The sequence below is a fragment of the Cupriavidus sp. FW306-01-F10A genome, assembly GCF_058782785.1.
In genome coordinates this window covers 145007-171266 of record NZ_JBYSYA010000008.1, presented here as the reverse complement: position 1 = coordinate 171266, position 26260 = coordinate 145007, and the positions used below count along the sequence as shown (strand labels likewise).

Below are 26260 nucleotides of genomic sequence, written 5' to 3'. Positions count from 1 at the left end.
GGGCGGCGCCCGCAGCTGCTCGGAGACAGTCGGCAGATTTCAGGCGGCCAGCTTTTCGGCGGTTTCGAGTTCAAGCATGCGGCAGATCGCCGCCATGCTGCCGACCATGGTGCGGCGCTGCGTACCCTGGTAGACGCGTACGCCCTTGCTCTGGCGGAACGGCACAGGCTTGACCGGGCGACGGGCGGCGACTTGGTGGATTTGCGGCATGGTGGCACCTCTTTTAGGCAAAGCGGGGTCAACACCCGGCAAGCCGGGCGGCGTCTGCAAAGCAATGGAAGCGGGTGGGCCCGCGCAGGCGGTTGGCCTGCGGTGCCCGGTTAGAAGCCGGAGGATCGGATCAGCCCGACGGCGATGCCTTCCAGCGAGAACTCCTCGCCAGGCTCCACGATGATGTTGGTGAAGTCCGGGTTTTCTGCGATCAGTTCGATATGGCCACCGCGACGCTGCAGGCGCTTGACGGTCACGTCATCACCCAGGCGCGCCACCACGATCTTGCCGTTGGCGGCTTCGCTGGCGCGGCGCACGGCCAGCAGGTCGCCGTCGAGGATGCCGGCATCGCGCATGCTCAGGCCGCGCACTCGCAGCAGGTAATCGGGGCGTTCGTCGAAGACCGAGGCGTCGACCTGGTACTGGCGGTCGATATGCTCGGCGGCGAGTATCGGGCTGCCGGCGGCAACGCGGCCCACCAGCGGCAGCGTCAGCTGCATCACGCCGGCCATCGGCAACGAAAACTGGTCGGGCATTTCCGAATCGCTGCGTGCCACCTTCAGGCGGATGCCGCGTGAAGCGCCCGGGGTCAGTTCGATCACGCCCTTGCGTGCCAGCGCCCTCAGGTGTTCTTCCGCGGCATTGGGCGAGGAGAAGCCAAACTCTGCGGCGATTTCGGCGCGCGTGGGCGGAAAGCCGGTGCGGCGGATCGTGTTGCGGATCAGATCGAAAATCTGCTGCTGCCGGGGTGTCAGGGTCGCCATGGGATCGCCGTTCCGTGCGGGGCCGCGGGGTTTCGGGTAAGAGGATCGGTCGATCCTTTATCCTGCATCCGTCTGGCCGGGCACTGTATGTTTAAACAGTATGCTGTGATTTTATACAGTATCGGCCTGAGCGCAAGCAGAATTTTTGGGGCGTGTCTCATGGACGGAATGCGGATCACCGGCGAGAGCCGCGGCGAGGCGGGGCGCGCCCGTTACAATCGGCATTCCTGCCTTTCCACTTTCTTTGCACGCTCCATGACCCAATTGCCTCGCATCGTCGTACTGGCCACCGGCGGCACCATTGCTGGCGCGGCCGGAAACTCTGCCAGCAGCGCACGCTACCAGGCGGCGACCGTGCCGGTGTCGTCGTTGCTGGCAGCGGTGCCCGCGCTGCAGTCGGCGGCTCGCATCGAGGCCGAGCAGGTGGCCCAGGTCGACAGCAAGGACATGACCTTCACGCTCTGGCAAACGCTGGCGGCGCGGGTTGAGCACTGGTCCGCGCAGCCCGACGTGGCTGGCATCGTGATCACCCACGGCACCGATACGCTGGAAGAAACTGCGATGGCGCTGCACCTGACGCAATCGTGTCCGGTGCCCGTGGTGATGACGGCGGCAATGCGGCCGTCGACGTCGCTGTCGGCCGATGGGCCGCTGAACCTGCTGGATGCGGTGCGCGTGGCCGCTCATCCCGATGCGCGCGGCAAGGGTGTGCTGGTGGTGCTGAACCAGCAGATCCACGCTGCGCGGGATGTGGCCAAGGCCCACACGTCGGCGGTGGACGCCTTTGTTTCGGCCAGCGGGCCGCTGGGTTTCGTGCAGGACGACTACGTGCGCTTCGCCCGCGCGCCACGCGTGGCCTGGGTGATCGGGCCGATGCCGGCGGCGTGGCCGATGGTGGAGATCGTGGCGAGCTACGCGCAGCCGGGCAGGGTGGCAGTGGATGCGCTGGTCCGCGCGGGTGTTGCCGGGCTGGTGGTGGCTGCCGCCGGCAATGGCTCTGTGCATGAGGTGCTGGCCGAGGCGCTGGCCGATGCCGCTGCCGCGGGCGTGGCCGTGGTGCGCAGTTCCCGCACCGGGGCCGGCCATGTGGCGATTCCGCCCCAGCTCAGCCCGACGGATGGAGCTTTTGTTTCCGCAACGGACCTCAATCCCTATAAGACGCGCGTGCTGCTGGCCCTGGCGCTGGCAGCCGACTCAGGCCTGGCGCGGGATCCGGCAAGGCTGCAGGCCGTGTTTGCCAACGCCTGATTTGTCTGTAATCAGCGGCTTGCGCACTTGCCGCCATGCGGGCTATAATCTAAGGCTATTCAACCTTGCCACACCGGACTCGTGACGCCCGGGTGGCTAATCCAAAAGGAGCGTCAATGCGTCATTACGAAATCGTCTTCATCGTCCACCCGGACCAGAGCGAACAAGTGCCGGCCATGATCGAGCGCTACAAGCAGCTCGTGACCTCGCAGAACGGCAACGTTCACCGCGTGGAAGACTGGGGCCGTCGCCAGATGGCTTACATGATCCAGAAGCTGGCCAAGGCTCACTACGTTTGCCTGAACATCGAATGCGGCAAGGAAACGCTGGCTGAACTGGAACACGCGTTCAAGTTCAACGACGCCGTCCTGCGCCACCTGATCGTGCAGACCAAGAAGGCCGAGACTGCACCTTCGCCGATGATGAAGGAAGTGCAGCGCGAAGAAGCCCGCAAGGCCGCGCAAACGACCACCGAAGGCCAGGCCGCCTGAGTGCGGACTGCGGTGCGCGCCATGGCTGACAGCGTCGGCCACGGCAGCATGGATTGCAACCAGCAAGAGGTCCCGCGTTGAACCAGCTTCGGCTTGCCGCCACCCTGGCGGAACGCGATGCCCTGCGCTATACCCCGGCCGGGGTCCCCGTCGTGAACTGCATCCTGCAGTACAGCGGCGAGGCCGTCGAGGCGCAAACGCCGCGGCAGGTCGAGTTTGCAATCGCAGCGATGGGGGTCGGACAGGTTGGCCAGCGTCTGGAGCGGTTACCGCTCGGCACGCTGCTCGACTGCGAAGGATTCCTGGCCCGCAAGCACCGCAACAGCAAGGCTCTCGTCTTTCACATCACTGGATGTAAAGCATTCGAAAAGGATTGAATCATGGCATTCGTCAAACGTGACAACAAGAACAAGAAGCGCTTCCAGCAACAGAACCCGCTGTTCAAGCGCAAGCGCTTCTGCCGCTTCACCGTGGCTGGCGTGGAACAGATCGACTACAAGGATCTGGACACCCTGAAGGACTTCATCGGCGACAACGGCAAGATCACGCCGGCCCGCCTGACCGGTACCAAGGCTCACTATCAGCGTCAGCTGGATACGGCCATCAAGCGTGCGCGTTTCCTCGCGCTGATGCCGTACACCGACCTGCACAAGAACTGATCAGGCCCTAGGTCCGTTAAGGAGAGAATACGATGCAAATTATTCTGCTGGAAAAAGTCATCAACCTGGGCAACCTGGGTGACATCGTCAAGGTGAAGGACGGTTACGCCCGTAACTTCCTGATCCCGGGCAAGAAGGCCCGCCGTGCTACGCAAACCGCGATCGCCGAATTCGAAGTCAAGCGCGCCGAGCTGGAGAAGGCCGCTGCCGAGAAGCTGGCCGCCGCGCAAGCCGAAGGCGAGAAGCTGAACGGCCTGAGCGTCCAGATCAGCCAGAAGTCGGGTGTGGACGGCCGCCTGTTCGGTTCCGTGACCAATGCCGACATCGCTGAAGCCCTGGCTGGCCAAGGCTTCAAGCTGGAAAAGGCCCAGGTTCGCATGCCGAATGGTCCGCTGAAGATGGTGGGCGACCACCCGGTCAGCGTTGCGCTGCACACGGACGTCGTGGTCGACGTGACCGTGTCGGTCGTGGGTGAGAGCGTCTAAGGACGTGCCGCCTTGCCGGCGCGCTGCGCCGGCTGAAGCACCGCAAGCAAAAAAGGCAGGAGCCCCGGCTCCTGCCTTTTTTTGTTGCCCGCTTGTCTTTGCCTGCCCGGTCGCCAAATGTCCGGCGAAGTGCGTCCTCCCGCCGTTATAATCCCTCCCCATGAACGCGCCTGTCGCCGACCCCCAACTCGAGAACCTCAAGGTCCCGCCGCATTCCATCGAAGCCGAGCAATCGGTGCTGGGTGGCCTGCTGCTGGACAACGCCGCCTGGGACCGCATTGCGGACTTCATTTCCGAGGCGGATTTCTATCGTTTTGACCACCGGATGATCTTCCAGAGCATCGCCCGGTTGATCTCGGCCACCAAGCCGGCCGACGTGATCACGGTCTATGAAATGCTGCAGGTCGCCGGCAAGGCCGAGGAAGTGGGCGGGCTGGCCTACCTGAATTCGCTGGCGCAGAACACGCCCAGCGCGGCGAATATCCGCCGCTACGCGGAGATCGTGCGTGAGCGCTCGGTGCTGCGCAAGCTGGTGACGGCGGCCGACGATATCGCCTCGGCCGCGTTCGCGCCCAAGGGCCGCGAGGTGCGCGAGCTGCTGGATGAGGCTGAGTCCAAGGTCTTTGCGATTGCCGAAGAAGGCTCGCGCGGCCAGAAGGGTTTCCAGGAAATCCAGCCGCTGCTGACCCAGGTGGTCGAGCGCATCGACGAGCTGTACCACCGCGATTCCACCACCGACGTCACCGGCGTGCCGACCGGCTTCATCGACCTGGACAAGATGACCAGCGGCATGCAGCCGGGCGACCTGATCATCGTGGCCGGCCGCCCGTCGATGGGCAAGACCGCGTTCTCGCTGAACATCGGCGAGCATGTGGCAGTGGAGCAGGGCCTGCCGGTGGCCGTGTTCTCGATGGAAATGGCGGGCACCCAGCTGGCCATGCGTATGCTCGGCTCGGTAGGCCGCCTTGACCAGCACCGGCTGCGCACTGGCCGCCTGCTGGATGAAGACTGGCCGCGGCTGACGCATGCGATCCAGCGCATGAACGACACCCAGCTGTTCATCGACGAAACTCCGGCGCTGAACCCGATGGAGCTGCGTGCCCGTTCGCGGCGCCTGGCGCGCCAGTGCGGGCAGCTTGGCCTGATCATCATCGATTACCTCCAGCTGATGTCAGGTTCGGGCGGCGGCGAGAACCGCGCCACGGAAATTTCCGAAATCTCCCGTTCGCTCAAGGGTCTGGCCAAGGAACTCAACTGTCCGGTGATTGCACTGTCGCAGCTGAACCGAAGCCTGGAACAGCGTCCCAACAAGCGTCCGGTGATGTCCGACCTGCGCGAATCCGGCGCTATCGAACAGGATGCCGACGTGATCCTGTTCATCTACCGCGACGAAGTCTATAACGCGGACTCCCAGGACAAGGGCACGGCCGAGATCATTATCGGCAAGCAGCGTAACGGCCCGATCGGCACGGTGCGCCTGACCTTCCTGGGCCAGTTCACCAAGTTCGACAACTTCAGCGGCGGCCCGGCTTTCTTCGACAACGATACCTGACGAAGTCAAGCCAGCCTGCAATCGTCCGTGCGGCGCCGCTTGTTTGCGCCAAATTCGCGGGCAATGTCCCAGTAACCCTGTAAAATATTGCGCTTTGATGACAGTCGCCACCCGCGACTGTCATGCAACGCGTCCGCCCAATCCTGCAACACAATCAGCAGCGTCACTACGCTGCCACAAGGAACATTCCATGTTCGGCCGATTCATGCCCACGGAGGGCAAGTTCTTCGAATATTTCAACCAGCATGCCGACTGCGCGGTGACCGCCGCCCATGAGCTCCAGGCACTGGTCAACGACTTGCCCAACGCCGAGGCCCATGCCCGCCGCGTCCAGGCCACCGAAAAGAAGGCCGACCGGATCACGCACGACACCATCGACCTGCTGCACAAGACCTTCATCACGCCGCTGGACCGCGACGAGATCCACAAGCTCATCACGACCATGGACGACATCCTGGACCTGATGGAAGACGTGGCCGAGACCATCTCGCTGTACGACGTGACCAACCTGACCGACGAGGCGCTGCGCCTGGCGGCCATCTGCGTGCAGTGCTGCGACCAGGTCAAGATCGCGGTGGGCCTGCTCGAGGACATGGGCAATGCCAGCACCATCCTGAAGACCGCCCAGCAGATCGACCAGCTTGAATCTGAAGCCGACCGCGTAATGCGTTCGGCGATGTCCAAGCTGTTCCGCGACGAGACCGACGTCAAGCGCCTGATCAAGCTGAAGGCCATCTACGAACAGCTCGAGACGATCACCGACAAGTGCGAGGACGTCGCCAACATCATCGAAGGCATCGTCCTGGAAAACGCCTGAGGCGGCAATCGGCATGCAGACCATACAAATGAGCCTGTGGGTGATCGCCTTGCTGGTGGCGCTCGCGCTGCTGTTCGACTTCATGAACGGCTTCCACGACGCGGCCAACTCGATTGCCACGGTGGTGTCCACCGGCGTGCTCAAGCCGCACCATGCGGTGGCAATGGCGGCGATGTGCAACGTCGTCGCAATCTTTGTCTTTCACCTGAAGGTGGCGGCCACGGTGGGGACCGGCACCATCGACGTCAATATCGTCGACCACTACGTGATATTCGGGGCCCTGGTCGGGGCGATCGCCTGGAACGTCATCACCTGGTACTACGGCATCCCGTCGTCGTCGTCGCATGCGCTGATCGGCGGGCTGGTGGGCGCGGCGGTGGCCAAGGCCGGCACGGGCGCGCTGGTGGGCAGCGGCCTGCTGAAGACGGTGGCGTTCATCCTGGTCTCGCCGTTGCTGGGCTTCCTGCTCGGTTCGCTGATGATGGTGATGGTGGGCTGGACCTTCTTCCGCACGCCGCCGTCGCGGGTGGACCGCTGGTTCCGCCGGCTGCAGCTGGTTTCAGCCTCGCTGTACAGCCTGGGCCACGGCGGCAATGACGCGCAGAAGACCATCGGCATCATCTGGATGCTGCTGATCGCCAGCGGCCATGTGGTCGCCGGCGGCCAGCCGCCGACCTGGGTGATCGTCAGCTGCTACGTGGCCATCGGCATGGGCACGCTGTTCGGCGGCTGGCGGATCGTGCGCACCATGGGCCAGAAGATCACCAAGCTCAAGCCGGTCGGCGGCTTCTGCGCCGAGACGGGCGGGGCGATTACGCTGTTCTTTGCCTCGGCGCTGGGCGTGCCGGTATCGACCACGCATACCATCACCGGCGCCATCGTCGGCGTCGGCTCGGCGCAGAAGATGTCGGCGGTGCGCTGGGGCGTGGCCGGCAATATCGTCTGGGCCTGGGTGCTGACGATCCCGGCGTCGGCCTTCATGGCGGCGATCGCATGGTGGATCGGGCGGCATATCCTGTAAGGCAGGGGCGGCCGTACCAACAAAAAGCCAGGCTGATGCCTGGCTTTTTGTTTGGGCGCTTCACTGGTTGGCGAAGGCAGCGATGGGATCGTCGTCGACCGGAAGTGGAGCCGGCGCGGGCTCAGGCAGCGGTGGCGCGGCCGGGGGTGCCACCGGCGCCGGCGGCTGGTTGACCGCCGCGACCACGCGGCGCGCGCCGTTGTAGCGCGCGGCCCAGTAAGGCTTGCCCATGTCTTCGAGACGGACCGTGCCGCCGGACGACGGCGCATGGACAAAGCGGTTCTGTCCGACGTAGATGCCCACGTGCGAATTGGCGCGGCCGGTGGTGTTGAAGAACACCAGGTCGCCGGATGCCACCTCGCTGCGGTCCAGCGAGCTGCCGCGGGTGCCCATCGCCTCGGTGGTGCGGGGCAGGTTCACATTGGCCGCGCGCGACACCACGTAGCGCACCAGCCCGCTGCAGTCGAAGCCGGAGTCCGGCGTATTGCCGCCGTAGCGATAGGGTGTGCCGACCAGGGACATCGCCTGGATCGAAATCTCTTCCAGTCCGGCGCTGGGGTCGATCATGGGCTTGCCCGGCGTGCGCGGCAGGCCGGCGTGGCGCGAAGGCGGGGAACTGGCGCAGGCCGCCAGCAGCAGGGCGGCGGCGCAGAGCAGCGGCAGCCGGACCTGGACAAGCAGGCCCTGCGCACGCAATGGATGGGTGGGAATTCGGGTACGGCGCAATGGCATCCTGGGCTTCCGGTCGCAGGCCTGCCGGCGCACCGGAAGCCTTGCCGCTACCAGCGTAGCTGGGCGTTGCGCGTACCGGTGCTGACCTTGATGGACTTGGCCTGGCCCTTGTAACTGGCCTCGATATTGTAGCTGCCTTCGGGCGCACGTATCAGGCAGCGCGGGCCGGCGGCGCGGAAGCTGGCGACTTCCTGCTCGTCGCGCACCAGCCTGACCGCCACGTCCGACAGGAATTCACCGTTCGCACCCTGTGTGAACAGGATGCCCATGTTGAAGTCCTTTTCCTTCGCGGCCAGCGCCTGGCGCTCGTCCTCGGCGACACCGCCGCAGACGTAGCTGACCGGGCCCATGGTGCGGATCACCATTTCTTCGGCGGCGGCATGGGCCGGGCGCCAGCTGGCGGCCAGCGCGATGCCGGCGGCTGCCAGCATGGCCAGCGCAAGGCGCTGCCTGTGCTGGCTGCGGGCAACGGCAGGCGCATGCCTGCCGGGCAGATGCTGGGTATTCATCGACGCCTCCAGTGGGGATGCGGGGCAACGGCAAACATGGGGCCAAACATGGGGCCATCATAGCCCCAAAGTGCTTGCCGTTGACGACGGCGCTCAGGCACTGCGGGCGCGCCCCGCCACCGGCTGGGCGCGCCCTCAGGTTGCCGGTGTCAGAGCACGTCGCCGGCGTGGTCGGCCAGGCGCGAGCGTTCGCCGCGCGCCAGCGTGATATGGCCGCTGTGGCTCCAGCCCTTGAAGCGGTCGACCACGTAGGTCAGGCCCGACGAACCCTCGGTCAGGTACGGCGTGTCGATCTGCGCGATATTGCCCAGGCAGATGATCTTGGTGCCGGGGCCCGCGCGCGTCACCAGCGTCTTCATCTGCTTGGGCGTCAGGTTCTGTGCCTCGTCGATGATGACGAACTTGTTGACGAAGGTGCGTCCGCGCATGAAGTTCATGCTCTTGACCTTGATGCGCGACCGGATCAGCTCCTGCGTGGCGGCGCGTCCCCAGTCGCCGGCGCTGTCGTCGCTCTTCTGCAGCACCTCGAGGTTGTCGTCGAACGCGCCCATCCAGGGCTGCATCTTCTCTTCCTCGGTGCCGGGCAGGAAGCCGATGTCTTCGCCCACCGGCACCGTCGCGCGCGTGACGATGATCTCGTTGTACTGCTTCTGGTCCAGCACCTGTTCCAGCCCGGCTGCCAGCGCCAGCAGGGTCTTGCCGGTGCCGGCCTGGCCGAGCAGCGTGACGAAGTCGATGTCCGGGTTCATCAGCAGGTTGAGCGCGAAGTTCTGCTCGCGGTTGCGGGCGGTAACGCTCCACACATTGTTCTTGTGGTGCGTGTAGTCCTTGAGCGTCTGCAGCAGCGCGGTCTTGCCGTTGATCTCCTTGACCTGCGCGTACAGCGGCAGGCTGCCGTCGACCGGTTCCAGGTAGACGAACTGGTTGACCAGGAACGACGGCACCAGCGGCCCGGTGAGCCGGTAGAACATGGCGCCTGACTTCGGGTCCTGCCAGCTTTCCACGCCCTTGCCGTGCCTGGTCCAGAAGTCGCCGGGCAGCTGCAGCACGCCGGCATAGAGCAGGTCCTTGTCTTCCAGGACCTGGTCGTTGAAGTAGTCTTCGGCCGGCAGGCCCAGTGCGCGCGCCTTAATGCGCATGTTGATGTCTTTCGACACCAGCACGACCTGGCGCTCGGGGTACTGCTGCTGCAGCGCGCTGACCACGCCCAGGATCTGGTTGTCGGCCTTGCCCTGCGGCAGGCCTTCAGGCAACTTGATGTCGTTCAGGCGCGTCTGGAAGAACAGCTTGCCCTGCGCATCGCGGTTGCCCAGCTTGGCCAGCGGCAGGCCTTCGTCGAGCACGCCGTCGGTGCCGCCCACCAGCGAATCGAGCGTGCGGCTGACCATGCGCGCGTTGCGCGCGACTTCGCTCATGCCCTTCTTGTGGTTGTCCAGTTCTTCGAGCGTCATCATCGGCAGATAGATGTCGTGTTCCTCGAAGCGGAACAGCGAGGCCGGGTCGTGCATCAGCACGTTGGTGTCGAGCACGAACAGCTTGCTCGGGCCTTCGGACTTGCGGGCGCGGCGCGTGGGGCCGGTGGACGGCTTGACCAGGCTGACCGGTGCGGCATTGACGGCAGGCGTCGATACGGCCGGGGTCTCGGTGCTGCGGGCACGGGTGCCACCGGCGGCGCGGGCCTGGACCTCAGGCACCTCGGTGTCGCCGGTTTCCAGCAATGCCACGCGCTCGAGCGCCGGCACAGGTTTCTTGCCCTGTGTGGCGGCTTTGGCCTTGGGCACCGCGGAGACCGGAGCAAACTCGCTCGGATCCAGCAATTGGGCAGGCTTGGCGGGCATGGTAGGCAGCGGCATGCTTGGCATTCCTTTCAGGGGGACAAGAAGGGGGCGAGGGTGTCCGTGCCGCGACGCCGCGATACGTCGTGGCGGCCGATGGCCGGGGCATGCATGCGCGAGGCTCCCGGCGCGGACAGGCATGAGCACAGACGCGGCTGCAAACAAAAAAGCCGCCATGCCTGCATAACAGGATTGGCGGCTCTTTTGCGGACTGCCGACACGGCAGATCCGCTACCGGCCTGTGGCGCGAACCGCCTGGGCCGGGGAGTCGAAACAGCGTGGCATCCGGAATCTGAACTCATTACGGGCCAATGTATCCGAAGGTTTTGGGTTTGGCAATTGGGTTTGCCAACGGCTTGTTGCGACACAGCACGTCCGGCTTGGCGTCCGTGCAGAGGCAAGGCCGATACCGACGTGATACCTCAGATCCCGCGCACGATTTCCAGGACCTCGTCAACATGGCTCGGCACCTTGATGCCGCGCAGCTCGTGGCGCAGGATGCCCTTGCCGTCGATGATGAAGGTGCTGCGCTCGATGCCCCGGTGCTCCTTGCCATAGAGTTTTTTCATCTTGATGACATCGAATAGCGTGCACACGGCTTCGTCGGCGTCGGAGATCAGCTCGAAGGGCAGCTCAAGCTTGGCCTTGAAGTTCTCGTGCGAGCGGATGCTGTCGCGCGAGATGCCGAACACCTGTACGCCGGCCTTCTGGAAATCCTCATACTGGTCGCGGAAGTTCATGGCCTCCGTGGTGCAACCCGGCGTGTTGTCCTTCGGGTAGAAGTACAGCACCACCGTCTTGCCGCGGTTGTCGGCAAGGCGGAAGGTGGCGTCGCCGGTCATCGGCGCGCTGAAGTCGGGTACGGCCTTGTTCAGACTGACGGTCATGCTTGTGGCTCCTGGGGGAGGGGCAGGGGATCGGAGAATCGGGTGAGGGGGCTGCCACCTTGGCGGGGCAGATTGGGGCGCCCTGCCGGACTTCAAGCGTGGCGCCGGCTCAACTTTTGCAAAGATCAGGCGGCTTCGGGTTCGAGCAGAAGCACCGCCGCCACCTTGCGACCTTCCGCCATCAGGATGTTGTAGGTGCGGCAGGCGGCCTGCAGGTCCATGGCGTCCACCCCGACATGGCGGCGTGACAGCGACGCGGTCAGGCGCGGGTGCGGGAAGCGCAGCCGCGAGCCGGTGCCGAGCAGCACCACTTCGGGGCCGAGCTCCACCAGCTGCTCGAAATGCGCGGGTTCCAGGTCTTCGAAGCGGCTGACCGGCCAGGGCCGGACTTCGCCCTCGGGCATGACCAGGACCGAGTTGGTGTGACGGACGAGGTTGATCTCGATGTAGCCCGGCCCGTAGGCCGTGACGGTATTGAGCGACTGGGGCTGGTCGGCGTGGAGTTTCACTTGGAGGCCTCTGCGGCGGCCGCCGCGGGCTGGCGGGCCGGCCCGTGGGGCGGATGGCCGGCACCCCGGGCGGGTACGGTGTGGACGACAGGATGGACGACAGTGCGCAGGCGCCTGGCGTGTGCGCGGCAAGCGCACGCTGCAATGCAAGAATCCCTGCCGAAGTCTGTCATAATCCGATAAATTATAGCTTTTGCCTCCCTGTCTGCCACGTTCGCGTTGCATTGCAGCGGACGTCGCCCCGGCGCGGGGCTTCCGCACGGGGCTTCGGCATTAATTCAGATTCGCCCAGATTCCCTGTCCGGTGCCGCCGACGCGGCACGCTACGCTTGCCCGACATCGCCGTGAAACCCATCCAGAAATCCAACAAACTCAATAACGTTTGCTACGACATCCGCGGACCGGTGCTGGAAAAGGCCAAGCAGATGGAGGAAGAAGGGCACAAGATCATCAAGCTGAATATCGGCAACCTGGCCGTGTTCGGCTTTGACGCGCCGGAAGAGATTCAGCAGGACATGATGCGAAACCTGCCGAATTCGGCAGGTTATTCTGATTCCAAGGGAATTTTCGCCGCACGCAAGGCGATCATGCACTATACCCAGCAAAAAAATATCGAAGGCGTTGGCCTGGACGATATTTATGTCGGCAACGGTGCCTCCGAACTGATCGTGATGGCCGTCAACGCGCTGCTCAATGCCGGCGACGAAGTGCTGGTGCCGGCGCCGGACTACCCGCTGTGGACCGCCGCGGTGAGCCTTTCGGGCGGCACGCCGGTGCACTATATCTGCGACGAGTCCAATGACTGGATGCCCGATCCGGCCGATATCCGCGCCCGCATCACGCCGCATACCAAGGCCATCGTCATCATCAACCCGAACAACCCCACCGGGGCGCTGTATTCGGACGAGCTGCTGCTCGAGATCGTCGCCATCGCGCGCGAGCACGGCCTGATCATCTATGCCGACGAGATCTACGACAAGGTCCTGTACGACGGCCACACCCACACCTCGATCGCCTCGCTCTCGACCGATGTGCTGACCGTGACCTTCAACGGCCTGTCGAAGAACTACCGCTCGTGCGGCTACCGCGCCGGCTGGATGGTGGTGTCGGGCGACAAGCGCCCGGCCATCGACTATATCGAAGGCCTGAACATGCTGTCGTCGATGCGCCTGTGCGCCAACGTTCCGGGCCAGTGGGCGATCCAGACCGCGCTGGGCGGCTACCAGAGCATCAACGACCTGGTCAACGAAGGCGGGCGCCTGCGCCGCCAGCGCGACCTGGCCTACGAGCTGATCACCGCGATCCCGGGTGTTACCTGCGTCAAGCCCAAGGCGGCGCTTTACCTGTTTCCCAAGCTCGACCTGTCGATGTACCCGGTGCAGGACGACCAGGAGTTCATCTACGAACTGCTGCAGGAGTCCAAGGTGCTGCTGGTGCAGGGCTCGGGCTTCAACTGGGCCAAGCCCGATCATTTCCGCATCGTGTTCCTGCCGCACGAGGAAGACCTGCGCGAGGCCATCGGCCGCATCGCGCGCTTCCTCGAGGCGTACCGAAAACGCCACGGCAAGGTAGCGGCCTGATTTCGCGGGCCGCGCCGCAATTCATCCTTAGCAACTCAGAAGATTGTCCATGAACCCCATCAAAGTTGGCCTGCTCGGCATCGGTACCGTCGGTAGCGGCACGTTCAACGTGCTCAAGCGCAATCAGGAAGAAATTCGCCGCCGCGCCGGCCGCGGCATCGAGATTGCCATCGTGGCCGATCTCAACACCGAACGCGCGCGCGAACTGACCAACGGGGAAGTGGAGATCGTCAGCGATGTCAACGAGGTGGTCAACCGCCCCGACATCGACATCGTCATCGAACTGATCGGCGGCTACGGCATCGCGCGCGAGCTGGTGCTCAAGGCGATCGAGAACGGCAAGCACGTGGTCACCGCCAACAAGGCGCTGCTGGCCGTGCACGGCAACGAGATCTTCGAAGCCGCGCGCCGCAAGGGCGTGATCGTGGCGTTCGAGGCTGCCGTCGCCGGCGGCATCCCCATCATCAAGGCGCTGCGCGAAGGCCTGACCGCCAACCGCATCCAGTGGATCGCCGGCATCATCAACGGCACCACCAACTTCATCCTGTCCGAGATGCGCGACAAGGGCCTCGATTTCGACGTGGTGCTGAAGGAAGCGCAGCAGCTCGGCTACGCCGAAGCCGACCCGACCTTCGACATCGAAGGCGTCGATGCCGCGCACAAGGTCACGCTGATGAGCGCGATCGCCTTCGGCATGCCGGTGCAGTTCGACAAGGCCCACGTGGAAGGCATCACCAAGCTGTCAGCCATCGACATCAAGTACGCCGAGGAACTGGGCTACCGCATCAAGCTGCTGGGCATCACCCGCCGCCGCGACGACGGTGTCGAGCTGCGCGTGCATCCGACGCTGGTGCCGGCCTCGCGCCTGATCGCCAACGTCGAAGGTGCGATGAACGCGGTGCTGGTGCAGGGCGACGCCGTGGGCGCGACGCTCTACTACGGCAAGGGCGCCGGCGCCGAGCCGACCGCCTCGGCCGTGATTGCCGACCTGGTCGACGTGACCCGCCTGCACACCGCCGACCCGAACCATCGCGTGCCGCACCTGGCGTTCCAGCCGGATGAGCTGTCGAGCGTGCCGGTGCTGCCGATCGAAGAGATCAACAGCTCGTACTACCTGCGCATGCGCGTGGCCGACGAGACCGGCGTGCTGGCCGAGATCACCCGCATCCTGGCCGAGGGCGGCATCTCGATCGACGCCATGCTGCAGAAGGAATCGCGCGAAGGCGAGCCGCAGACCGACATCATCATCCTCACGCACATCACGCGCGAGAAGCACGTCAACGCGGCGATCGCCAAGATCGAGGCGCTGCCCACCGTGCTGTCCGCCGTGACGCGCCTGCGCATGGAAGAACTGAACTAAGGGCCGGACCTGCTGATTCACATGAAATACCAGTCGACCCGCGGCCATGAGATGCCGCAATCGTTTTCCGAGATCCTGCTGGGCGGCCTGGCGCCGGACGGCGGGCTGTACCTGCCTACCCAGTACCCGCAAGTCACCGCCGATGAGCTCGAAGCGTGGCGCAAGCTGTCGTATGCCGACCTGGCCTACGAGATCCTACGCAAGTTCTGCGACGATATTCCTGCCGAAGACCTGCGCGCGCTGACGCGCAAGACCTATACGCCCGAGGTGTACTGCAATGCGCGCGAAGGCGACAACACCGCCGACATCACGCCGCTGCGCACGCTCGGTGAAGAGGGCGGCACCAGGCTGCAACTGCTGGGCCTGTCCAACGGCCCGACGCTGGCCTTCAAGGACATGGCGATGCAGCTGCTCGGCAATCTGTTCGAGTACGCGCTGGGCCGCGCCGGGCAGGAGCTGAACATCCTGGGTGCGACTTCCGGCGATACCGGCAGCGCGGCAGAATACGCCATGCGCGGCAAGCGCGGCATCCGCGTGTTCATGCTGAGCCCGCACCGCAAGATGAGCGCGTTCCAGACCGCGCAGATGTTCAGCCTGCAGGACGCCAACATCTTCAACCTCGCCGTCGAAGGCGTGTTCGACGACTGCCAGGACATCGTCAAGGCGGTCTCCAACGACCTCGACTACAAGGCGCGCCAGAAGATCGGCACCGTCAACTCGATCAACTGGGCGCGCGTCGTGGCCCAGGTGGTGTACTACTTCAAGGGCTGGCTGCTGGCGACCAGCGGCCCCGGCCAGAAGGTCTCGTTCTGCGTGCCGTCGGGCAACTTCGGCAACGTCTGCGCCGGCCATATCGCGCGCATGATGGGCCTGCCGATCGACAAGCTGGTAGTGGCCACCAACGAGAACGACGTGCTCGACGAGTTCTTCCGCACCGGTGCCTACCGCGTGCGCAAGTCGGCCGAGACGTACCACACCTCGAGCCCGAGCATGGATATTTCCAAGGCCTCGAACTTCGAGCGCTTCGTGTTCGACCTGCTCGGCCAGGACGCCGGCAAGCTGGTGGCGCTGTTCCGCGACGTGGAAGAGAAGGGCGGCTTCGACCTGTCGGGCACGCCGGAATTCGACCGCATCCGCGAGTTCGGCTTTGTCTCGGGCCGCAGCACGCATGACGACCGCGTGGCCACCATCCGCGACCTGTCGTCGCGCTACGGTATCACCATCGATACCCATACCGCCGATGGCGTCAAGGTGGCGCGCGAGCATCTCGGCGCCGGCGTGCCGATGGTGGTGCTGGAAACCGCGCTGCCGGCCAAGTTCGCCGACACCATCCGCGAAGCGCTTGGCCACGAGCCGGAGCGCCCGGCCAGGTTCGAGGGCATCGAGAGCCTGCCGCAGCGCTTTGAAGTGATGCCGGCCGACGCCGCGCAGGTCAAGGCCTACATCGCCGGCCACACCGGCCTGTAAGCGCGCGGGCGCGTGCAGCCCGCTGCGGCGCTGCCGCATGCCGGGCCCGCGCCAACTCGCTACAATCAGGCTGCGGGCCCGATCTCCGGCCCCCGGATTGCCTGCCCCAACCAAGTGGGTGCCGGCAATGCGCGGGCCGTTTTTCGTGGGCCAACACTTTCCCACATCGCACCATGACCCAAGCCGCAGCACCTTCCCGCCCCCCGATGCTGACCATGGCCCAGGCGCTCGACGCGCTGCTCGGCGCCGCCCGTCCGCTGGCGCAGCTTGAATCCATCGACACGCTCCACGCCAACGGCCGCGTGCTGGCCGCGCCCGTGACCAGCACGCTGCGCGTGCCGCCGGCAGACAATACCTCGATGGACGGCTACGCCATGCGCGCGGGCGATGTGCCCGCTGCCGGCACGCGGCTGCGCGTGTCGCAACGGATTCCCGCCGGCCATGTCGGCACCGCGCTGGAACCCGGCACCGCCGCGCGCATCTTCACCGGCGGGCTGATCCCGCCGGGCGCCGACGCCGTGGTGATGCAGGAGCAATGCACCGCCGAGGGCGAGGACGTGATCGTCAACCACGTGCCGCAATCCGGTGAATGGGTGCGGCGCGCGGGCGAGGATATCGAAGCCGGCAGCGTGATCCTGCCGGCCGGCACGCGGCTGACGCCGCAGGCGCTGGGGCTGGCCGCATCGGTCGGCCAGGCGAAGCTGGACGTGGTGCGGCGCGTGCGCGTGGCCGTGTTCTTCACCGGCGACGAGCTGGCGATGCCGGGCGAGCCGCTCAAGCCGGGCGCCATCTACAACTCCAACCGCTTCACGCTGCGCGGCCTGCTGGAAAACCTGGGCTGCGAGGTCAGCGACTTCGGCATCGTTCCCGACACACTGGCCACCACGCGCGAGACGCTGCGCCGTGCGGCGCAGGGGCACGACCTGATCATCACCTCGGGCGGTGTTTCGGTCGGCGAGGAAGACCATATCAAGCCCGCGGTCGAGGCCGAAGGACGGCTCGACATGTGGCAGATCGCGATCAAGCCGGGCAAGCCGCTGGCGTTCGGGCAGGTCAACAACGATGCTGAGCCGGCGTTCTTCCTGGGTTTGCCGGGCAACCCGGTGTCCAGCTTCGTGACCTTCCTGCTGTTCGTGCGCCCGTTCATCCTGCGCCTGCAGGGCGTGGCCGGCGTGACCCCGCGGCGCCTGCCGCTGCGCGCGGATTTCGAGCTGAAGAAGGGCGACCGCCGCAATGAGTTCCTGCGCGCTCGCATCAATGCCGAGGGGGGGCTGGACCTGTTCCCCAACCAGAGCTCGGGCGTGCTGACCTCCACCGTATGGGGCGATGGCCTGATCGACAATCCGCCCAACCAGCCGATCGCGCGCGGCGATACCGTGCAGTTCATTCCGTTTGACGGCCTGCTCGCGTAGCCGGCCCGTATTACCAGGACGCAGAAGCAGTGATGATCATCGAACTCAGATTCTTTGCCAGCGTGCGCGAGCAACTGGGCGTGGCCGAAGAGCGCGCCGAGGTGCCGGCCGAGGTGCGCACCGTGGGCGAATTACGCCACTGGCTGATTCAGCGCGGCGGCCCCTGGGCCGAAACTCTAGCCGAAGGCCGCGCGCTGCGCATGGCCGTCGACCATGCGGTGGCGCGCCCCGATACGGCGATTGCCAACGGCTGCGAAGTCGCCTTTTTCCCACCAGTGACCGGAGGCTGAGATGAGCGTCAGGGTGCAGCGTGAGGATTTCGATCTCGGTGCGGAAGTCGCGGCGCTGCGTGCCGGCAATCCGGCGGTCGGCGCGGTGGCCAGCTTTATCGGCACGGTGCGCGATGTCAGCGACGGCAGCGCGGTCAGCGCGATGGAGCTGGAGCACTATCCGGGCATGACCGAGAAGGCGCTGGCGCAGATCGAGGCGGCTGCGTGCGCGCGCTGGGCGCTGCTGGGCGTGACCATCATCCACCGCGTCGGCCCGATGCAGCCGCTGGACCAGATCGTGATGGTCGCGGTGGCGTCGGCGCATCGCGGCAATGCCTTTGCCGCGTGCGAGTTCATCATGGACTACCTCAAGTCCGAAGCGCCGTTCTGGAAGAAGGAGGACACCCCGGAAGGGGCGCGCTGGGTCGACGCCCGCGTGACCGACGAAGCCGCCCTCCAGCGCTGGGGGATCGCATCGTTCAATGCCAGCGGCGACGATGCTGGCGCACCACCGGAGAAGCAGGGCGGGAGCCAGCCCTGATGGGGTCGCTCGGCTTTGTCGCCGTGGGCCTAGGCGCCGCGGCGGGTGCGTGGCTGCGCTGGGGCTTCGCGGTGCTGTGGAACGCGATCAATCCCGCGCTACCCTATGGCACGCTGGCGGCCAACCTGCTGGGCGGCTACCTGGTCGGCCTGGCGGTCGGGTTCTTCGATACGCACGCGGGCCTGCCGCCGGAATGGCGCCTGCTGGCCATCACCGGCTTCCTTGGCGGGCTGACCACGTTCTCGACCTTTTCCAGCGAGGTGGTGGCGAACCTGATTGCCGGCGACTACGGCTGGGCGGCGCTGCACCTGCTGCTGCACCTGGGCGGCTCACTGCTGCTGACCGCGTTCGGCCTCTGGACTTACCGCCTGCTGGCCTGACGCGGCCCGGGCGATCAGGCCCAGCAGCGCGGCATTGAACGCCTGCGGCTGCTCCATGTGCGGGCTGTGGCCGGCGCCGGCCACCACGCTGAATCCCGCCCCGGGCCGCAGTGCGAGCGTGGCGGCGCCCACCGCGGGCGCATAGAGCCGGCTGGCTTCCCCGTACAAATGGAACAGCGGCAGCCCGGTGGCTCGCAATGTCTCCCGGAAATCCTGGCGCGCCATGTCTTCCCATAAAGCGGCAAGCGCCAACGCATCGCACTGGCCCGCCATGTGCGCGATGCGTTGCATTGCGGCGCCTTCCGGGCGACTTCCCGCCGACCACATTCCCAGCGCGACCGACGGCGCCAGCCGGGGCCAGTCGGCCCGGATGCGGGCCGCCATCTGCGCGGCGTGCGCAATCTCATAGTGGCCGTGCAGGCCATGCGGCCAGGCCGCATCGGTCACCAGCCTCGGTGTCATGTCGATGCTGCCGACCGCTGCCAGCGGAAGACCCGAATGGTCCCGCAGCAGCGCCCATGCCACCATCGCCCCCATCGACCAGCCAGCGACCACCACGTCTGTCAGCCCGAGGTGCGCAACCAGTCCGGCGACGTCGCGCGCCAGCGCCGTGATCGTGGTGCCGTCGCGCTCGCGCGACAGGCCGTGGCCGGCATGGTCGGGCGCGATCACGCGGATTCCCGCCAGTGCGAGCGCCCGCTGGCCGTCGAAGGCCTCGCCGGTGACGGACCAGCCGTGCAGCAACAGCAGCGGCCGTCCCTGGCCGGTTTCGCGCCAGCCTGGCAAGGCGCCGCGTGCCGGGTGGCTGGCGAACGGCGGCGAAGCGGGGCCGGCAGATGCCGAATCGGAAGCGTCCAACGACGGTTCTCTCCTGGCAGGAGGGTAAAGGGCAGCGGCCTGGATGCCACCGGGTGAGGGTGCCTCTCTATTGACATCCACGGTGGGCAATTTATACGATGAAACATGAATCAGCTATCAGGTTTTGCCTGAGTGGCGATTCCCGGCGCAGGCAGGCGCGGAGGAGGCACCTGCCTGCGCCGGCAGACATGAAGCGGCTGGCATTCCAATGACAAGGCGCGCAGCGCCACCGGAGACAAGATGTCCCAGACCGACACGGGCGCACCGCCCGAAACCGGCGCAACCCGCGAACCCGGCGCAACCCGCGAACCCGGTCATGCCGGCGGCATCTGCCCGCCCAAGACCGCGCGCGGGCAGAAGACGCGCGAGGCGCTGCTGCGCGCGGCCGAGAAGGTGTTCGGTGAGAAAGGCTATTACGCCGCGTCGATCTCCGAGATCACGCAGGAAGCCAAGGTCGCGATGGGCACCTTCTACCTGTATTTCAAGGACAAGGAAGACATCTTCCGCGCGCTGGTCGCGCACATGCTGGAACTGGTGCGCGCCCACCTGCGCAAGCACGTTGCCGCCGCGGCCACCCAGATGGAAGCCGAGCGCCTGGGGCTGAAGGCATTTCTCTCTTTCGTTTCGCGCCACAAGAACCTGTACCGGATCGTGCTTGATTCGTACTCGGTCGATGAGACCATCTACAGCAGCTATTTCCAGGTGTTTGCCGAGCTCTACAGCCGGCGCCTGACGCGCGCCGAAGAGCAGGGCGAGATCGTGCCCGGCGATGCCGAGGTGCGCGCCTGGTGCCTGATCGGCATCAGCAACTTCCTGGGCATGCGCTATGCGCGCTGGAAGCGCCCGCCTTCGATGGAGAAGGTGGTCGACACCGCTTTCGACCTGATCTCGCACGGCCTGCAGCCGCGATGAACGCCCACGCAGAACCCCTGGTGCAGTGGGCGCGCGCCGATGGCGTGGCGCTGCTGCGCCTGAACCGGCCGCAGCGGCACAACAGCCTGGTGCCCGAGTTGCTGGAAGCGCTGCTCGCCGCGCTGGACGAGATTGAAGCCGACCCGGCGATTCATGCCGTGGTGCTGACGCATGCCGGGAAAAATTTCTCCACCGGCGGCGATGTCGCGGCATTCGCTGCGCAGGGCGACGCGATAGCCAGCTACGCCGACCGGCTGCTGGCACTGCTGAACCGTTCGATCCTGCGCCTGGCAGCGCTGCGCTGCCCGGTGGTGGCGGCGGTGGAGGGCTGGCTGACGGGCGGCTCGCTGGGTTTGGTGCTGGCGTGCGACATGGCGGTGCTGGCGCGGGATGCGCGCATCGCGCCGTACTACACGGTGGTTGGCTTCAGCCCGGACGGCGGCTGGACCGCGATGCTGCCGCAGCTGGTCGGCACGCCGCGGGCGCGCGCCTGGCAGCTGAACAATACGATCGTCGCCGCGCCGGAGGCGGCGGCGCTCGGGCTGGCGACTGCGCTGGCCGCACCGGGTTCGGCCGAGGCCGATGCCGCGACGCTGGCGCGTGGCGTCATGCGCAAGGTGCCGGGCAGCGTGGCCCGCACGCGCGCGCTGTTGCGCTGGGACGCCGACACCCTGGCGGCCGGCCTTGAGCGCGAGCGCGCGGCCTTTGTCGCACAGATCGCCAGCGCCGAGACTGCCGACGGCATGCGGTGCTTCCTGGCAGGGCGCGCGCGCGAATAGTTTGCAGAGCTTTCCCAGGCAGTTGCAGCAGGTTTCATCCAGACAAAGACAAACGAGACCGAACACAGGAGACAGCAATGCAACGCAACCCACTCGCCGTACGTGCCCTGGTCATGGCCGCCGGCCTGCTTGCCGCCGGCACCGCGCTGGCCAAGGACATCCGCATCGCGCACGTCTATGACAAGACCGGCGCGCTCGAGGCCTACGCCAAGCAGACCCAGACCGGCTTGATGATGGGTCTGGAATACGCCACCAACGGCACCATGACCGTCAACGGCAACAAGCTGGTGGTGATCGAGAAAGACACCCAGGGCAAGCCGGACGTGGCCAAGGCCCAGCTGGCCGCCGCCTACAGCGACGACCGCGCCGATATCGCGGTCGGCCCCACCTCTTCCGGCACCGCGCTGGCGATGCTGCCGGTGGCAGAGGAATACAAGAAGGTACTGCTGGTCGAACCCGCGGTGGCCGACTCGATCACCGGCGACAAGTGGAACCGCTATATCTTCCGCACCGGCCGCAACTCGTCGCAGGACGCAATCTCCAACGCCGTGGCGCTGGACAAGCCGGGCGTGCAGATCGCCACGCTGGCGCAGGACTACGCTTTTGGCCGCGACGGCGTCAAGGCCTTCAAGGGCGCGCTGAAGAACGCCAGGGTCGTGCATGAGGAATACCTGCCGACCAGCACCACGGACTTCACCGCAGGCGCGCAGCGGCTGTTTGATTCGCTCAAGGACAAGCCGGGTCGCAAGGTGATTTTCATTATCTGGGCCGGTGCCGGCAACCCGTTCAAGATCGCGGATCTGGATCCCAAGCGCTACGGCATCGAGATTGCCACGGGCGGCAACATCCTGCCGGCGATGGCCAGCTACAAGAACTTCCCGGGCATGGAAGGGGCTACGTACTACTACTTCGGCATTCCCAAGAACAAGGCCAATGAGTGGCTGGTGTCCAACCACTACAGCAAGTTCAAGGCGCCGCCCGATTTCTTCACGGCCGGCGGCATGACCGCGGGCATCGCGCTGGTGGAGGCGCTGAAGAAGACCAGCGGCGAGACCGGCACCGAGAAGCTGATCACGGCGATGGAAGGCATGTCATTCGACACCCCCAAGGGCAAGATGACTTTCCGCAAGGAAGACCACCAGGCCATGCAGTCGATGTACCACTTCAAGATCAAGGTGGATCCGGCCTTCGCCTGGGGCGTGCCTGAGCTCGTGCGCGAGATCAAGCCCGAAGAAATGGCCGTGCCCGTGCGCAACCACCGCTGATGAACGCGCCAGCATCCTTCACCCGGTCCGCGCCGGCGCCGTCGCAGCCGGCCGCCGGGCACGCCGGCGCGACTGCCGCCGCGGCGCAGCCGCTGCTGGAGACGCGCGGCCTGACCATCCGCTTTGGCGGCCATGTGGCCGTCAATGCGGTGTCGTGCGCGTTCCGGCCCGGCGAGCTGACCTGCATCGTCGGCCCCAACGGCGCCGGCAAGACCACGTACTTCAACCTGGTCTCGGGCCAGTTGCCGCCCACGGCCGGGCAGATCCTGCTGGATGGCGAGGACGTGACGCGCCTGCCGGTGTCGCAGAAGACGCGCCGTGGCATCGGCCGCGCTTTCCAGCTGACCAGCCTGTTCCCGCAGCTGTCGGTACTGGAGAACGTGCGCCTGGCGGTGCAGGCGCGCCAGCAGCGCGGCATCGACCTGTTCTCGATGTGGACCAGCCACCGCGACGTGCAGGCGCAGGCCATGGCGATCCTGGAGCGCGTGGCGCTGGCCGGCAAGCGCCAGCTGACGGTGGCCTCGCTGCCGCACGGCGACCAGCGCAAGCTGGAGGTCGGCATCCTGCTGGCGCTGCAGCCGCGCGTGTTCATGTTCGACGAGCCCACCGCGGGCATGAGCGTGGATGAAGTGCCGGTGATCCTTGACCTGATCCGCGAGATCCGCCAGGACCGCAGCAAGACCGTGCTGCTGGTCGAACACAAGATGGACGTGGTGCGCTCGCTGGCCGACCGCATCATCGTGCTGCACAACGGCACCCTGGTGGCCGACGGCGACCCGGCCGAGGTGATCGCCTCGCCGGTGGTGCAGCAGGCTTACCTGGGCATGCCGGAAGAGGAGGGCAGCCATGGCTGACGCACAAGCAACCGGGCCGATCCTGCGTCTACAGGGCGTGCAGACCCATATCGGCCCGTACCACATCCTGCACGGCGTCAGCTTCGAGGTGCCGCGCGGCGGCGTGACCATGCTGCTGGGGCGCAACGGCGCCGGCAAGACCACCACGCTGCGCACCATCATGGGCCTGTGGCAGGCCAGCACCGGCACGGTGACCTTTGACGGCACCGACATCACGCGCCACAGCACGCCCGCGATCGCGCAGGCCGGCATTGCCTACGTGCCGGAAAACATGAGCGTGTTCTCCGACCTGACCGTGGCCGAGAACATGCGCCTGGCAGCGCGCACCGGCGCCATCGACGAGCGCCGGCTGGACTGGGTGTTCCGCATGTTTCCGGCGCTTAGGACCTTCTGGCAGCAGCGCGCCGGCGTGCTGTCGGGCGGGCAGAAGCAGATGCTGTCGGTAGCGCGCGCCATCATCGAGCCGCGCCAGCTGCTGATCGTCGACGAGCCCACCAAGGGCCTGGCGCCGGCCATCATCCAGAACATGATCCATGTGTTCCGCGAGCTCAAGCAGACCGAGGTGTCGATCCTGCTGGTGGAGCAGAACTTCCATATGGCGAAGTCGGTGGGGGATACGGTGGCGGTGATGGACGATGGGCGGACGGTGCACACGGGCACGATGGCGGCGCTGGCTGAAGACGACAGGCTGCAGCAGAAGTTGCTGGGGCTGTCGCTGGCGGCGCACCAGTAACGCGGGACAACACACATGACCACTTCAACGACATTGCCGGCCGCCGCACCGTCGGACCTGCCCAAGGTACGGCTCGACTGGACCCCGCTGGCGCTGGCGCCGCTGCTGATGCTGCTGGCCTATCCGCTGGTCGGCAGCCCGTCGACCTGGCTCACGCTGACCATTGCCGGGCTCGCGATGGGAATGATCATCTTCGTCGTCTCGTCGGGCCTGACGCTGGTGTTCGGCCTGATGGATGTGCTCAACTTCGGCCACGGCGCCTTCATCGCGCTGGGCGCTTATGTGGCCGCCTCGGTCCTGCTGCCACTGGCAGGCTGGATCGAGGCCGACAGCCTGGCGTTGAACCTGTCGGTGTTTGCACTGGCGATCGTAGCCGCAATGGTCGCAGCCGGCGCGGTCGGGCTGTTCTTCGAGCGCGTGGTGGTGCGCCCGGTCTACGGCCAGCACCTGAAGCAGATCCTGATCACGATGGGCGGCATGATCGTGGCCGAGCAGCTGATCAAGGCGATCTGGGGCCCCGAGACCATCGCGCTGCAGGTGCCCACCACCTTCCGCGGCGCGGTGCTGCTGGGCGATGCCGCGATCGAGAAATACCGGCTGATCGCGATGGCGCTGGGGCTGGTGATCTTTATCGCCATGCTGTTGCTGCTGAATCGCACCCGCATCGGCCTGCTGATCCGCGCCGGCGTGGAGAACCGCGAGATGGTCGAAGCGCTTGGCTACCGCGTGCGGCGCCTGTTTATCGGCGTGTTCGTCGCGGGCGCGGCGCTGGCGGGGCTGGGCGGGGTGCTGTGGGGGCTGTACCAGCAGAACATCACCGCGGCGATCGGTGCGCAGGTGAATGTGCTGATCTTTGTCGTCATCATCATCGGCGGGCTGGGATCGACCACGGGCTGCTTTGTCGGTGCGCTGCTGGTGGGGCTGATGGCCAACTACACCGGTTTCCTGTTCCCCAAGGTGGCTCTGTTCTCCAACATCCTGCTGATGATGCTGGTGCTGCTGTGGCGCCCACAGGGGCTGTTCCCGGTGGCGCGGCGCTGAGGGCAACGACCATGATCCGACTTCTCTCCGGCGACCTGCCGCGCAGCCGCGTGCTGACCGTGATCCTGCTGGTGATCCTGGTGGCCCTGGCGTGCGCGCCCTTTGCCTTCCCCGGCGCGCGCGCGCTCAACATGGCGGCCAAGATCTGCATCTTCGTGGTGCTGGTGGCCAGCTATGACCTGCTGCTGGGCTATACCGGCATCGTTTCCTTTGCTCACACCATGTTCTTCGGCATCGGCGGCTATGGCGTGGCCATCGCCATGTCGCGCATGGAGCCGGGCTGGGGCGCGCTGCTGGCCGGCACCGTGGGTGCGCTCGCGGTGTCAGCGCTGCTGGCGTTCCTGATCGGGTTGTTCTCGCTGCGGGTGCGCGCGATCTTCTTTGCCATGATCACGCTGGCGGTGGCGACCGCCTTTGCCACGCTGGTGTCGCAGCTGTCGGAATGGACCGGCGGCGAAGACGGGCTGACTTTCAAGGTGCCGGAGGTGCTGCGCCCCGGCTTTACGCTGGGCGACACTGAATGGCTGGGCGTGCCGCTGAGCGGCAAGCTGCTGAGCTACTACCTGGTGTTCGCCGGCGCGGTGGTGCTGTTCCTGGTGCTGCTGCGCATCGTCAACTCGCCCTTTGGCCGGGTGCTGCAGGCGATCCGCGAGAACGACTTCCGCGCCGAGGCGATTGGCTACCGCACCGTGGTGTACCGCACCGTGTCGACGGTGCTGTCGGCGATGTTCGCCACGCTGGCGGGCGTGCTGATGGCGATCTGGCTGCGCTACAACGGGCCCGATACCTCGCTGTCGTTCGAGATCATGGTCGACATCCTGCTGATCGTGGTGATCGGCGGCATGGGCACGCTCTATGGCGCGGTGATCGGCACGGTGCTGTTCCTGGTGGCGCAAACCTACCTGCAGGACGTGATGAAACTGGCCAGCGACGCCACCGCCGCGCTGCCGCTGCTGTCGTCGCTGCTGCATCCGGACCGGTGGCTGCTGTGGCTGGGTTTGCTGTTTATCCTGAGCGTCTATTATTTCCCGCAGGGCGTGGTGGGGCGGCTGCGCGGCACCGGGCCCGTGCAGGACGTGGCAAGCTGAGC

At 66.0% G+C, this 26260-nt stretch carries 30 protein-coding genes; 22 read left to right on the top strand and 8 right to left on the bottom strand.

Features of this window, described 5'->3' with window-relative positions; translation table 11 throughout:
• Nucleotides 1–39: 39 nt before the first annotated feature.
• Both AC3WLF_RS14450 and lexA read right to left on the bottom strand, forming a co-directional pair.
• Nucleotides 40–210: a hypothetical protein gene (locus AC3WLF_RS14450; protein WP_010809510.1), complete on the bottom strand. Its 171-nt coding sequence runs from the start codon at nucleotides 208–210 to the stop codon at nucleotides 40–42.
• A 110-nt stretch (nucleotides 211–320) separates the two neighbouring features.
• Complete coding sequence (lexA, locus tag AC3WLF_RS14445; protein WP_013957143.1) at nucleotides 321–974, bottom strand: transcriptional repressor LexA; 654 nt, start codon at nucleotides 972–974, stop codon at nucleotides 321–323.
• 255 nt (nucleotides 975–1229) lie between these two features.
• Between lexA and AC3WLF_RS14440 the strand changes: the two genes are divergently transcribed.
• The 8 genes from AC3WLF_RS14440 (at nucleotide 1230) to AC3WLF_RS14405 (ending at nucleotide 7247) form a co-directional block, all read left to right on the top strand.
• Nucleotides 1230–2222 carry an asparaginase gene (locus tag AC3WLF_RS14440; protein ID WP_492358421.1) on the top strand — a complete coding sequence of 331 codons (993 nt, stop codon included), beginning with the start codon at nucleotides 1230–1232 and terminating at the stop codon, nucleotides 2220–2222.
• A 116-nt stretch (nucleotides 2223–2338) separates the two neighbouring features.
• Entirely contained in the window at nucleotides 2339–2713 is a 375-nt protein-coding gene (gene rpsF / locus AC3WLF_RS14435) for a 30S ribosomal protein S6 (RefSeq protein WP_010809513.1), read from the top strand.
• A gap of 77 nt (nucleotides 2714–2790) precedes the next feature.
• The gene (gene priB / locus AC3WLF_RS14430; RefSeq protein ID WP_492319941.1) at nucleotides 2791–3090 is read left to right on the top strand and encodes a primosomal replication protein N; all 300 of its coding nucleotides are present in this window, start codon (nucleotides 2791–2793) and stop codon (nucleotides 3088–3090) included.
• A 3-nt stretch (nucleotides 3091–3093) separates the two neighbouring features.
• A complete protein-coding gene (rpsR, locus tag AC3WLF_RS14425; RefSeq protein ID WP_006163606.1) occupies nucleotides 3094–3372 on the top strand; it encodes a 30S ribosomal protein S18 in 279 nt (92 codons plus the stop codon).
• Between the two features lie 32 nt (nucleotides 3373–3404).
• A complete protein-coding gene (gene rplI, locus AC3WLF_RS14420; protein ID WP_492319942.1) occupies nucleotides 3405–3857 on the top strand; it encodes a 50S ribosomal protein L9 in 453 nt (150 codons plus the stop codon).
• A gap of 160 nt (nucleotides 3858–4017) precedes the next feature.
• Nucleotides 4018–5409 carry a replicative DNA helicase gene (locus AC3WLF_RS14415; protein ID WP_010809516.1) on the top strand — a complete coding sequence of 464 codons (1392 nt, stop codon included), beginning with the start codon at nucleotides 4018–4020 and terminating at the stop codon, nucleotides 5407–5409.
• Nucleotides 5410–5599: 190 nt separating this feature from the next.
• Nucleotides 5600–6226: a DUF47 domain-containing protein gene (locus AC3WLF_RS14410; protein ID WP_010809517.1), complete on the top strand. Its 627-nt coding sequence runs from the start codon at nucleotides 5600–5602 to the stop codon at nucleotides 6224–6226.
• A 13-nt stretch (nucleotides 6227–6239) separates the two neighbouring features.
• Nucleotides 6240–7247 carry an inorganic phosphate transporter gene (locus tag AC3WLF_RS14405; protein WP_010809518.1) on the top strand — a complete coding sequence of 336 codons (1008 nt, stop codon included), beginning with the start codon at nucleotides 6240–6242 and terminating at the stop codon, nucleotides 7245–7247.
• Nucleotides 7248–7307: 60 nt separating this feature from the next.
• On the opposite strand, the gene AC3WLF_RS14400 is transcribed toward AC3WLF_RS14405, so the two are convergent.
• The 5 genes from AC3WLF_RS14400 to AC3WLF_RS14380 form a co-directional block, all read right to left on the bottom strand.
• On the bottom strand, nucleotides 7308–7979 hold the full coding sequence (locus AC3WLF_RS14400; protein WP_492319943.1) for a C40 family peptidase: 672 nt from the start codon (nucleotides 7977–7979) through the stop codon (nucleotides 7308–7310).
• Nucleotides 7980–8026: 47 nt separating this feature from the next.
• Entirely contained in the window at nucleotides 8027–8488 is a 462-nt protein-coding gene (locus AC3WLF_RS14395; protein WP_492319944.1) for a hypothetical protein, read from the bottom strand.
• A gap of 149 nt (nucleotides 8489–8637) precedes the next feature.
• Nucleotides 8638–10341, bottom strand: a complete 1704-nt coding sequence (locus AC3WLF_RS14390) for a PhoH family protein (protein WP_010810471.1) — start codon at nucleotides 10339–10341, stop codon at nucleotides 8638–8640.
• Between the two features lie 404 nt (nucleotides 10342–10745).
• Nucleotides 10746–11210 (bottom strand): peroxiredoxin, encoded by a 465-nt coding sequence (locus AC3WLF_RS14385; RefSeq protein WP_492352290.1) that lies wholly within the window; start codon nucleotides 11208–11210, stop codon nucleotides 10746–10748.
• 125 nt (nucleotides 11211–11335) lie between these two features.
• Nucleotides 11336–11719: an Mth938-like domain-containing protein gene (locus tag AC3WLF_RS14380; protein ID WP_018309168.1), complete on the bottom strand. Its 384-nt coding sequence runs from the start codon at nucleotides 11717–11719 to the stop codon at nucleotides 11336–11338.
• A 344-nt stretch (nucleotides 11720–12063) separates the two neighbouring features.
• Here AC3WLF_RS14380 and AC3WLF_RS14375 point away from each other — a divergent pair, with 344 nt between their 5' ends.
• The 7 genes from AC3WLF_RS14375 (at nucleotide 12064) to crcB (ending at nucleotide 18728) form a co-directional block, all read left to right on the top strand.
• Nucleotides 12064–13299: a pyridoxal phosphate-dependent aminotransferase gene (locus AC3WLF_RS14375; RefSeq protein WP_492319946.1), complete on the top strand. Its 1236-nt coding sequence runs from the start codon at nucleotides 12064–12066 to the stop codon at nucleotides 13297–13299.
• A gap of 49 nt (nucleotides 13300–13348) precedes the next feature.
• A complete protein-coding gene (locus AC3WLF_RS14370; RefSeq protein WP_492358420.1) occupies nucleotides 13349–14659 on the top strand; it encodes a homoserine dehydrogenase in 1311 nt (436 codons plus the stop codon).
• Nucleotides 14660–14680: 21 nt separating this feature from the next.
• Nucleotides 14681–16126 carry a threonine synthase gene (gene thrC, locus AC3WLF_RS14365; protein ID WP_492353353.1) on the top strand — a complete coding sequence of 482 codons (1446 nt, stop codon included), beginning with the start codon at nucleotides 14681–14683 and terminating at the stop codon, nucleotides 16124–16126.
• 173 nt (nucleotides 16127–16299) lie between these two features.
• Entirely contained in the window at nucleotides 16300–17538 is a 1239-nt protein-coding gene (locus tag AC3WLF_RS14360; RefSeq protein ID WP_492319948.1) for a molybdopterin molybdotransferase MoeA, read from the top strand.
• Between the two features lie 32 nt (nucleotides 17539–17570).
• Nucleotides 17571–17828 (top strand): molybdopterin converting factor subunit 1, encoded by a 258-nt coding sequence (moaD, locus tag AC3WLF_RS14355; protein ID WP_492319949.1) that lies wholly within the window; start codon nucleotides 17571–17573, stop codon nucleotides 17826–17828.
• 1 nt (nucleotide 17829) lies between these two features.
• Complete coding sequence (locus tag AC3WLF_RS14350; RefSeq protein WP_011615581.1) at nucleotides 17830–18348, top strand: molybdenum cofactor biosynthesis protein MoaE; 519 nt, start codon at nucleotides 17830–17832, stop codon at nucleotides 18346–18348.
• Nucleotides 18348–18728: a fluoride efflux transporter CrcB gene (crcB, locus tag AC3WLF_RS14345; RefSeq protein WP_492319950.1), complete on the top strand. Its 381-nt coding sequence runs from the start codon at nucleotides 18348–18350 to the stop codon at nucleotides 18726–18728. The genes AC3WLF_RS14350 and crcB overlap by 1 nt, the downstream gene beginning before the upstream one ends.
• On the opposite strand, the gene AC3WLF_RS14340 is transcribed toward crcB, so the two are convergent.
• The gene (locus AC3WLF_RS14340) at nucleotides 18678–19586 is read right to left on the bottom strand and encodes an alpha/beta fold hydrolase (protein ID WP_492353354.1); all 909 of its coding nucleotides are present in this window, start codon (nucleotides 19584–19586) and stop codon (nucleotides 18678–18680) included. The two genes, crcB and AC3WLF_RS14340, sit on opposite strands and share 51 nt — an antisense overlap.
• Before the next feature lie 240 nt (nucleotides 19587–19826).
• Between AC3WLF_RS14340 and AC3WLF_RS14335 the strand changes: the two genes are divergently transcribed.
• From AC3WLF_RS14335 to AC3WLF_RS14305, 7 genes are all read left to right on the top strand, one after another.
• Complete coding sequence (locus AC3WLF_RS14335) at nucleotides 19827–20498, top strand: TetR/AcrR family transcriptional regulator (RefSeq protein WP_492319952.1); 672 nt, start codon at nucleotides 19827–19829, stop codon at nucleotides 20496–20498.
• Nucleotides 20495–21277: an enoyl-CoA hydratase/isomerase family protein gene (locus tag AC3WLF_RS14330; protein ID WP_492319953.1), complete on the top strand. Its 783-nt coding sequence runs from the start codon at nucleotides 20495–20497 to the stop codon at nucleotides 21275–21277. Before AC3WLF_RS14335 ends, AC3WLF_RS14330 begins: the two co-directional genes overlap by 4 nt.
• Nucleotides 21278–21354: 77 nt before the next feature.
• On the top strand, nucleotides 21355–22542 hold the full coding sequence (locus AC3WLF_RS14325) for a substrate-binding domain-containing protein (protein ID WP_492319954.1): 1188 nt from the start codon (nucleotides 21355–21357) through the stop codon (nucleotides 22540–22542).
• A 92-nt stretch (nucleotides 22543–22634) separates the two neighbouring features.
• A complete protein-coding gene (locus tag AC3WLF_RS14320) occupies nucleotides 22635–23396 on the top strand; it encodes an ABC transporter ATP-binding protein (RefSeq protein WP_041227982.1) in 762 nt (253 codons plus the stop codon).
• On the top strand, nucleotides 23389–24129 hold the full coding sequence (locus AC3WLF_RS14315; RefSeq protein WP_492358419.1) for an ABC transporter ATP-binding protein: 741 nt from the start codon (nucleotides 23389–23391) through the stop codon (nucleotides 24127–24129). Before AC3WLF_RS14320 ends, AC3WLF_RS14315 begins: the two co-directional genes overlap by 8 nt.
• Nucleotides 24130–24144: 15 nt before the next feature.
• Nucleotides 24145–25170, top strand: a complete 1026-nt coding sequence (locus AC3WLF_RS14310) for a branched-chain amino acid ABC transporter permease (protein ID WP_492358418.1) — start codon at nucleotides 24145–24147, stop codon at nucleotides 25168–25170.
• Between the two features lie 11 nt (nucleotides 25171–25181).
• Nucleotides 25182–26258 (top strand): branched-chain amino acid ABC transporter permease, encoded by a 1077-nt coding sequence (locus AC3WLF_RS14305; protein ID WP_492353132.1) that lies wholly within the window; start codon nucleotides 25182–25184, stop codon nucleotides 26256–26258.
• The last annotated feature ends 2 nt before the right edge of the window (nucleotides 26259–26260 follow it).

Excerpts from the sequence above, each read along its gene's own strand:
- AC3WLF_RS14450 (WP_010809510.1), bottom strand. The coding sequence starts at position 210 with ATGCCGCAAATCCACCAAGTCGCCGCCCGTCGCCCGGTCAAGCCTGTG.
- lexA (WP_013957143.1), bottom strand. The coding sequence starts at position 974 with ATGGCGACCCTGACACCCCGGCAGCAGCAGATTTTCGATCTGATCCGC.
- AC3WLF_RS14440 (WP_492358421.1), top strand. The coding sequence starts at position 1,230 with ATGACCCAATTGCCTCGCATCGTCGTACTGGCCACCGGCGGCACCATT.
- rpsF (WP_010809513.1), top strand. The coding sequence starts at position 2,339 with ATGCGTCATTACGAAATCGTCTTCATCGTCCACCCGGACCAGAGCGAA.
- rpsR (WP_006163606.1), top strand. The coding sequence starts at position 3,094 with ATGGCATTCGTCAAACGTGACAACAAGAACAAGAAGCGCTTCCAGCAA.
- rplI (WP_492319942.1), top strand. The coding sequence starts at position 3,405 with ATGCAAATTATTCTGCTGGAAAAAGTCATCAACCTGGGCAACCTGGGT.
- AC3WLF_RS14415 (WP_010809516.1), top strand. The coding sequence starts at position 4,018 with ATGAACGCGCCTGTCGCCGACCCCCAACTCGAGAACCTCAAGGTCCCG.
- AC3WLF_RS14410 (WP_010809517.1), top strand. The coding sequence starts at position 5,600 with ATGTTCGGCCGATTCATGCCCACGGAGGGCAAGTTCTTCGAATATTTC.
- AC3WLF_RS14405 (WP_010809518.1), top strand. The coding sequence starts at position 6,240 with ATGCAGACCATACAAATGAGCCTGTGGGTGATCGCCTTGCTGGTGGCG.
- AC3WLF_RS14400 (WP_492319943.1), bottom strand. The coding sequence starts at position 7,979 with ATGCCATTGCGCCGTACCCGAATTCCCACCCATCCATTGCGTGCGCAG.
- AC3WLF_RS14395 (WP_492319944.1), bottom strand. The coding sequence starts at position 8,488 with ATGAATACCCAGCATCTGCCCGGCAGGCATGCGCCTGCCGTTGCCCGC.
- AC3WLF_RS14390 (WP_010810471.1), bottom strand. The coding sequence starts at position 10,341 with ATGCCGCTGCCTACCATGCCCGCCAAGCCTGCCCAATTGCTGGATCCG.
- AC3WLF_RS14385 (WP_492352290.1), bottom strand. The coding sequence starts at position 11,210 with ATGACCGTCAGTCTGAACAAGGCCGTACCCGACTTCAGCGCGCCGATG.
- AC3WLF_RS14370 (WP_492358420.1), top strand. The coding sequence starts at position 13,349 with ATGAACCCCATCAAAGTTGGCCTGCTCGGCATCGGTACCGTCGGTAGC.
- thrC (WP_492353353.1), top strand. The coding sequence starts at position 14,681 with ATGAAATACCAGTCGACCCGCGGCCATGAGATGCCGCAATCGTTTTCC.
- AC3WLF_RS14360 (WP_492319948.1), top strand. The coding sequence starts at position 16,300 with ATGACCCAAGCCGCAGCACCTTCCCGCCCCCCGATGCTGACCATGGCC.
- moaD (WP_492319949.1), top strand. The coding sequence starts at position 17,571 with ATGATCATCGAACTCAGATTCTTTGCCAGCGTGCGCGAGCAACTGGGC.
- AC3WLF_RS14350 (WP_011615581.1), top strand. The coding sequence starts at position 17,830 with ATGAGCGTCAGGGTGCAGCGTGAGGATTTCGATCTCGGTGCGGAAGTC.
- crcB (WP_492319950.1), top strand. The coding sequence starts at position 18,348 with ATGGGGTCGCTCGGCTTTGTCGCCGTGGGCCTAGGCGCCGCGGCGGGT.
- AC3WLF_RS14335 (WP_492319952.1), top strand. The coding sequence starts at position 19,827 with ATGTCCCAGACCGACACGGGCGCACCGCCCGAAACCGGCGCAACCCGC.
- AC3WLF_RS14330 (WP_492319953.1), top strand. The coding sequence starts at position 20,495 with ATGAACGCCCACGCAGAACCCCTGGTGCAGTGGGCGCGCGCCGATGGC.
- AC3WLF_RS14325 (WP_492319954.1), top strand. The coding sequence starts at position 21,355 with ATGCAACGCAACCCACTCGCCGTACGTGCCCTGGTCATGGCCGCCGGC.
- AC3WLF_RS14315 (WP_492358419.1), top strand. The coding sequence starts at position 23,389 with ATGGCTGACGCACAAGCAACCGGGCCGATCCTGCGTCTACAGGGCGTG.
- AC3WLF_RS14310 (WP_492358418.1), top strand. The coding sequence starts at position 24,145 with ATGACCACTTCAACGACATTGCCGGCCGCCGCACCGTCGGACCTGCCC.
- AC3WLF_RS14305 (WP_492353132.1), top strand. The coding sequence starts at position 25,182 with ATGATCCGACTTCTCTCCGGCGACCTGCCGCGCAGCCGCGTGCTGACC.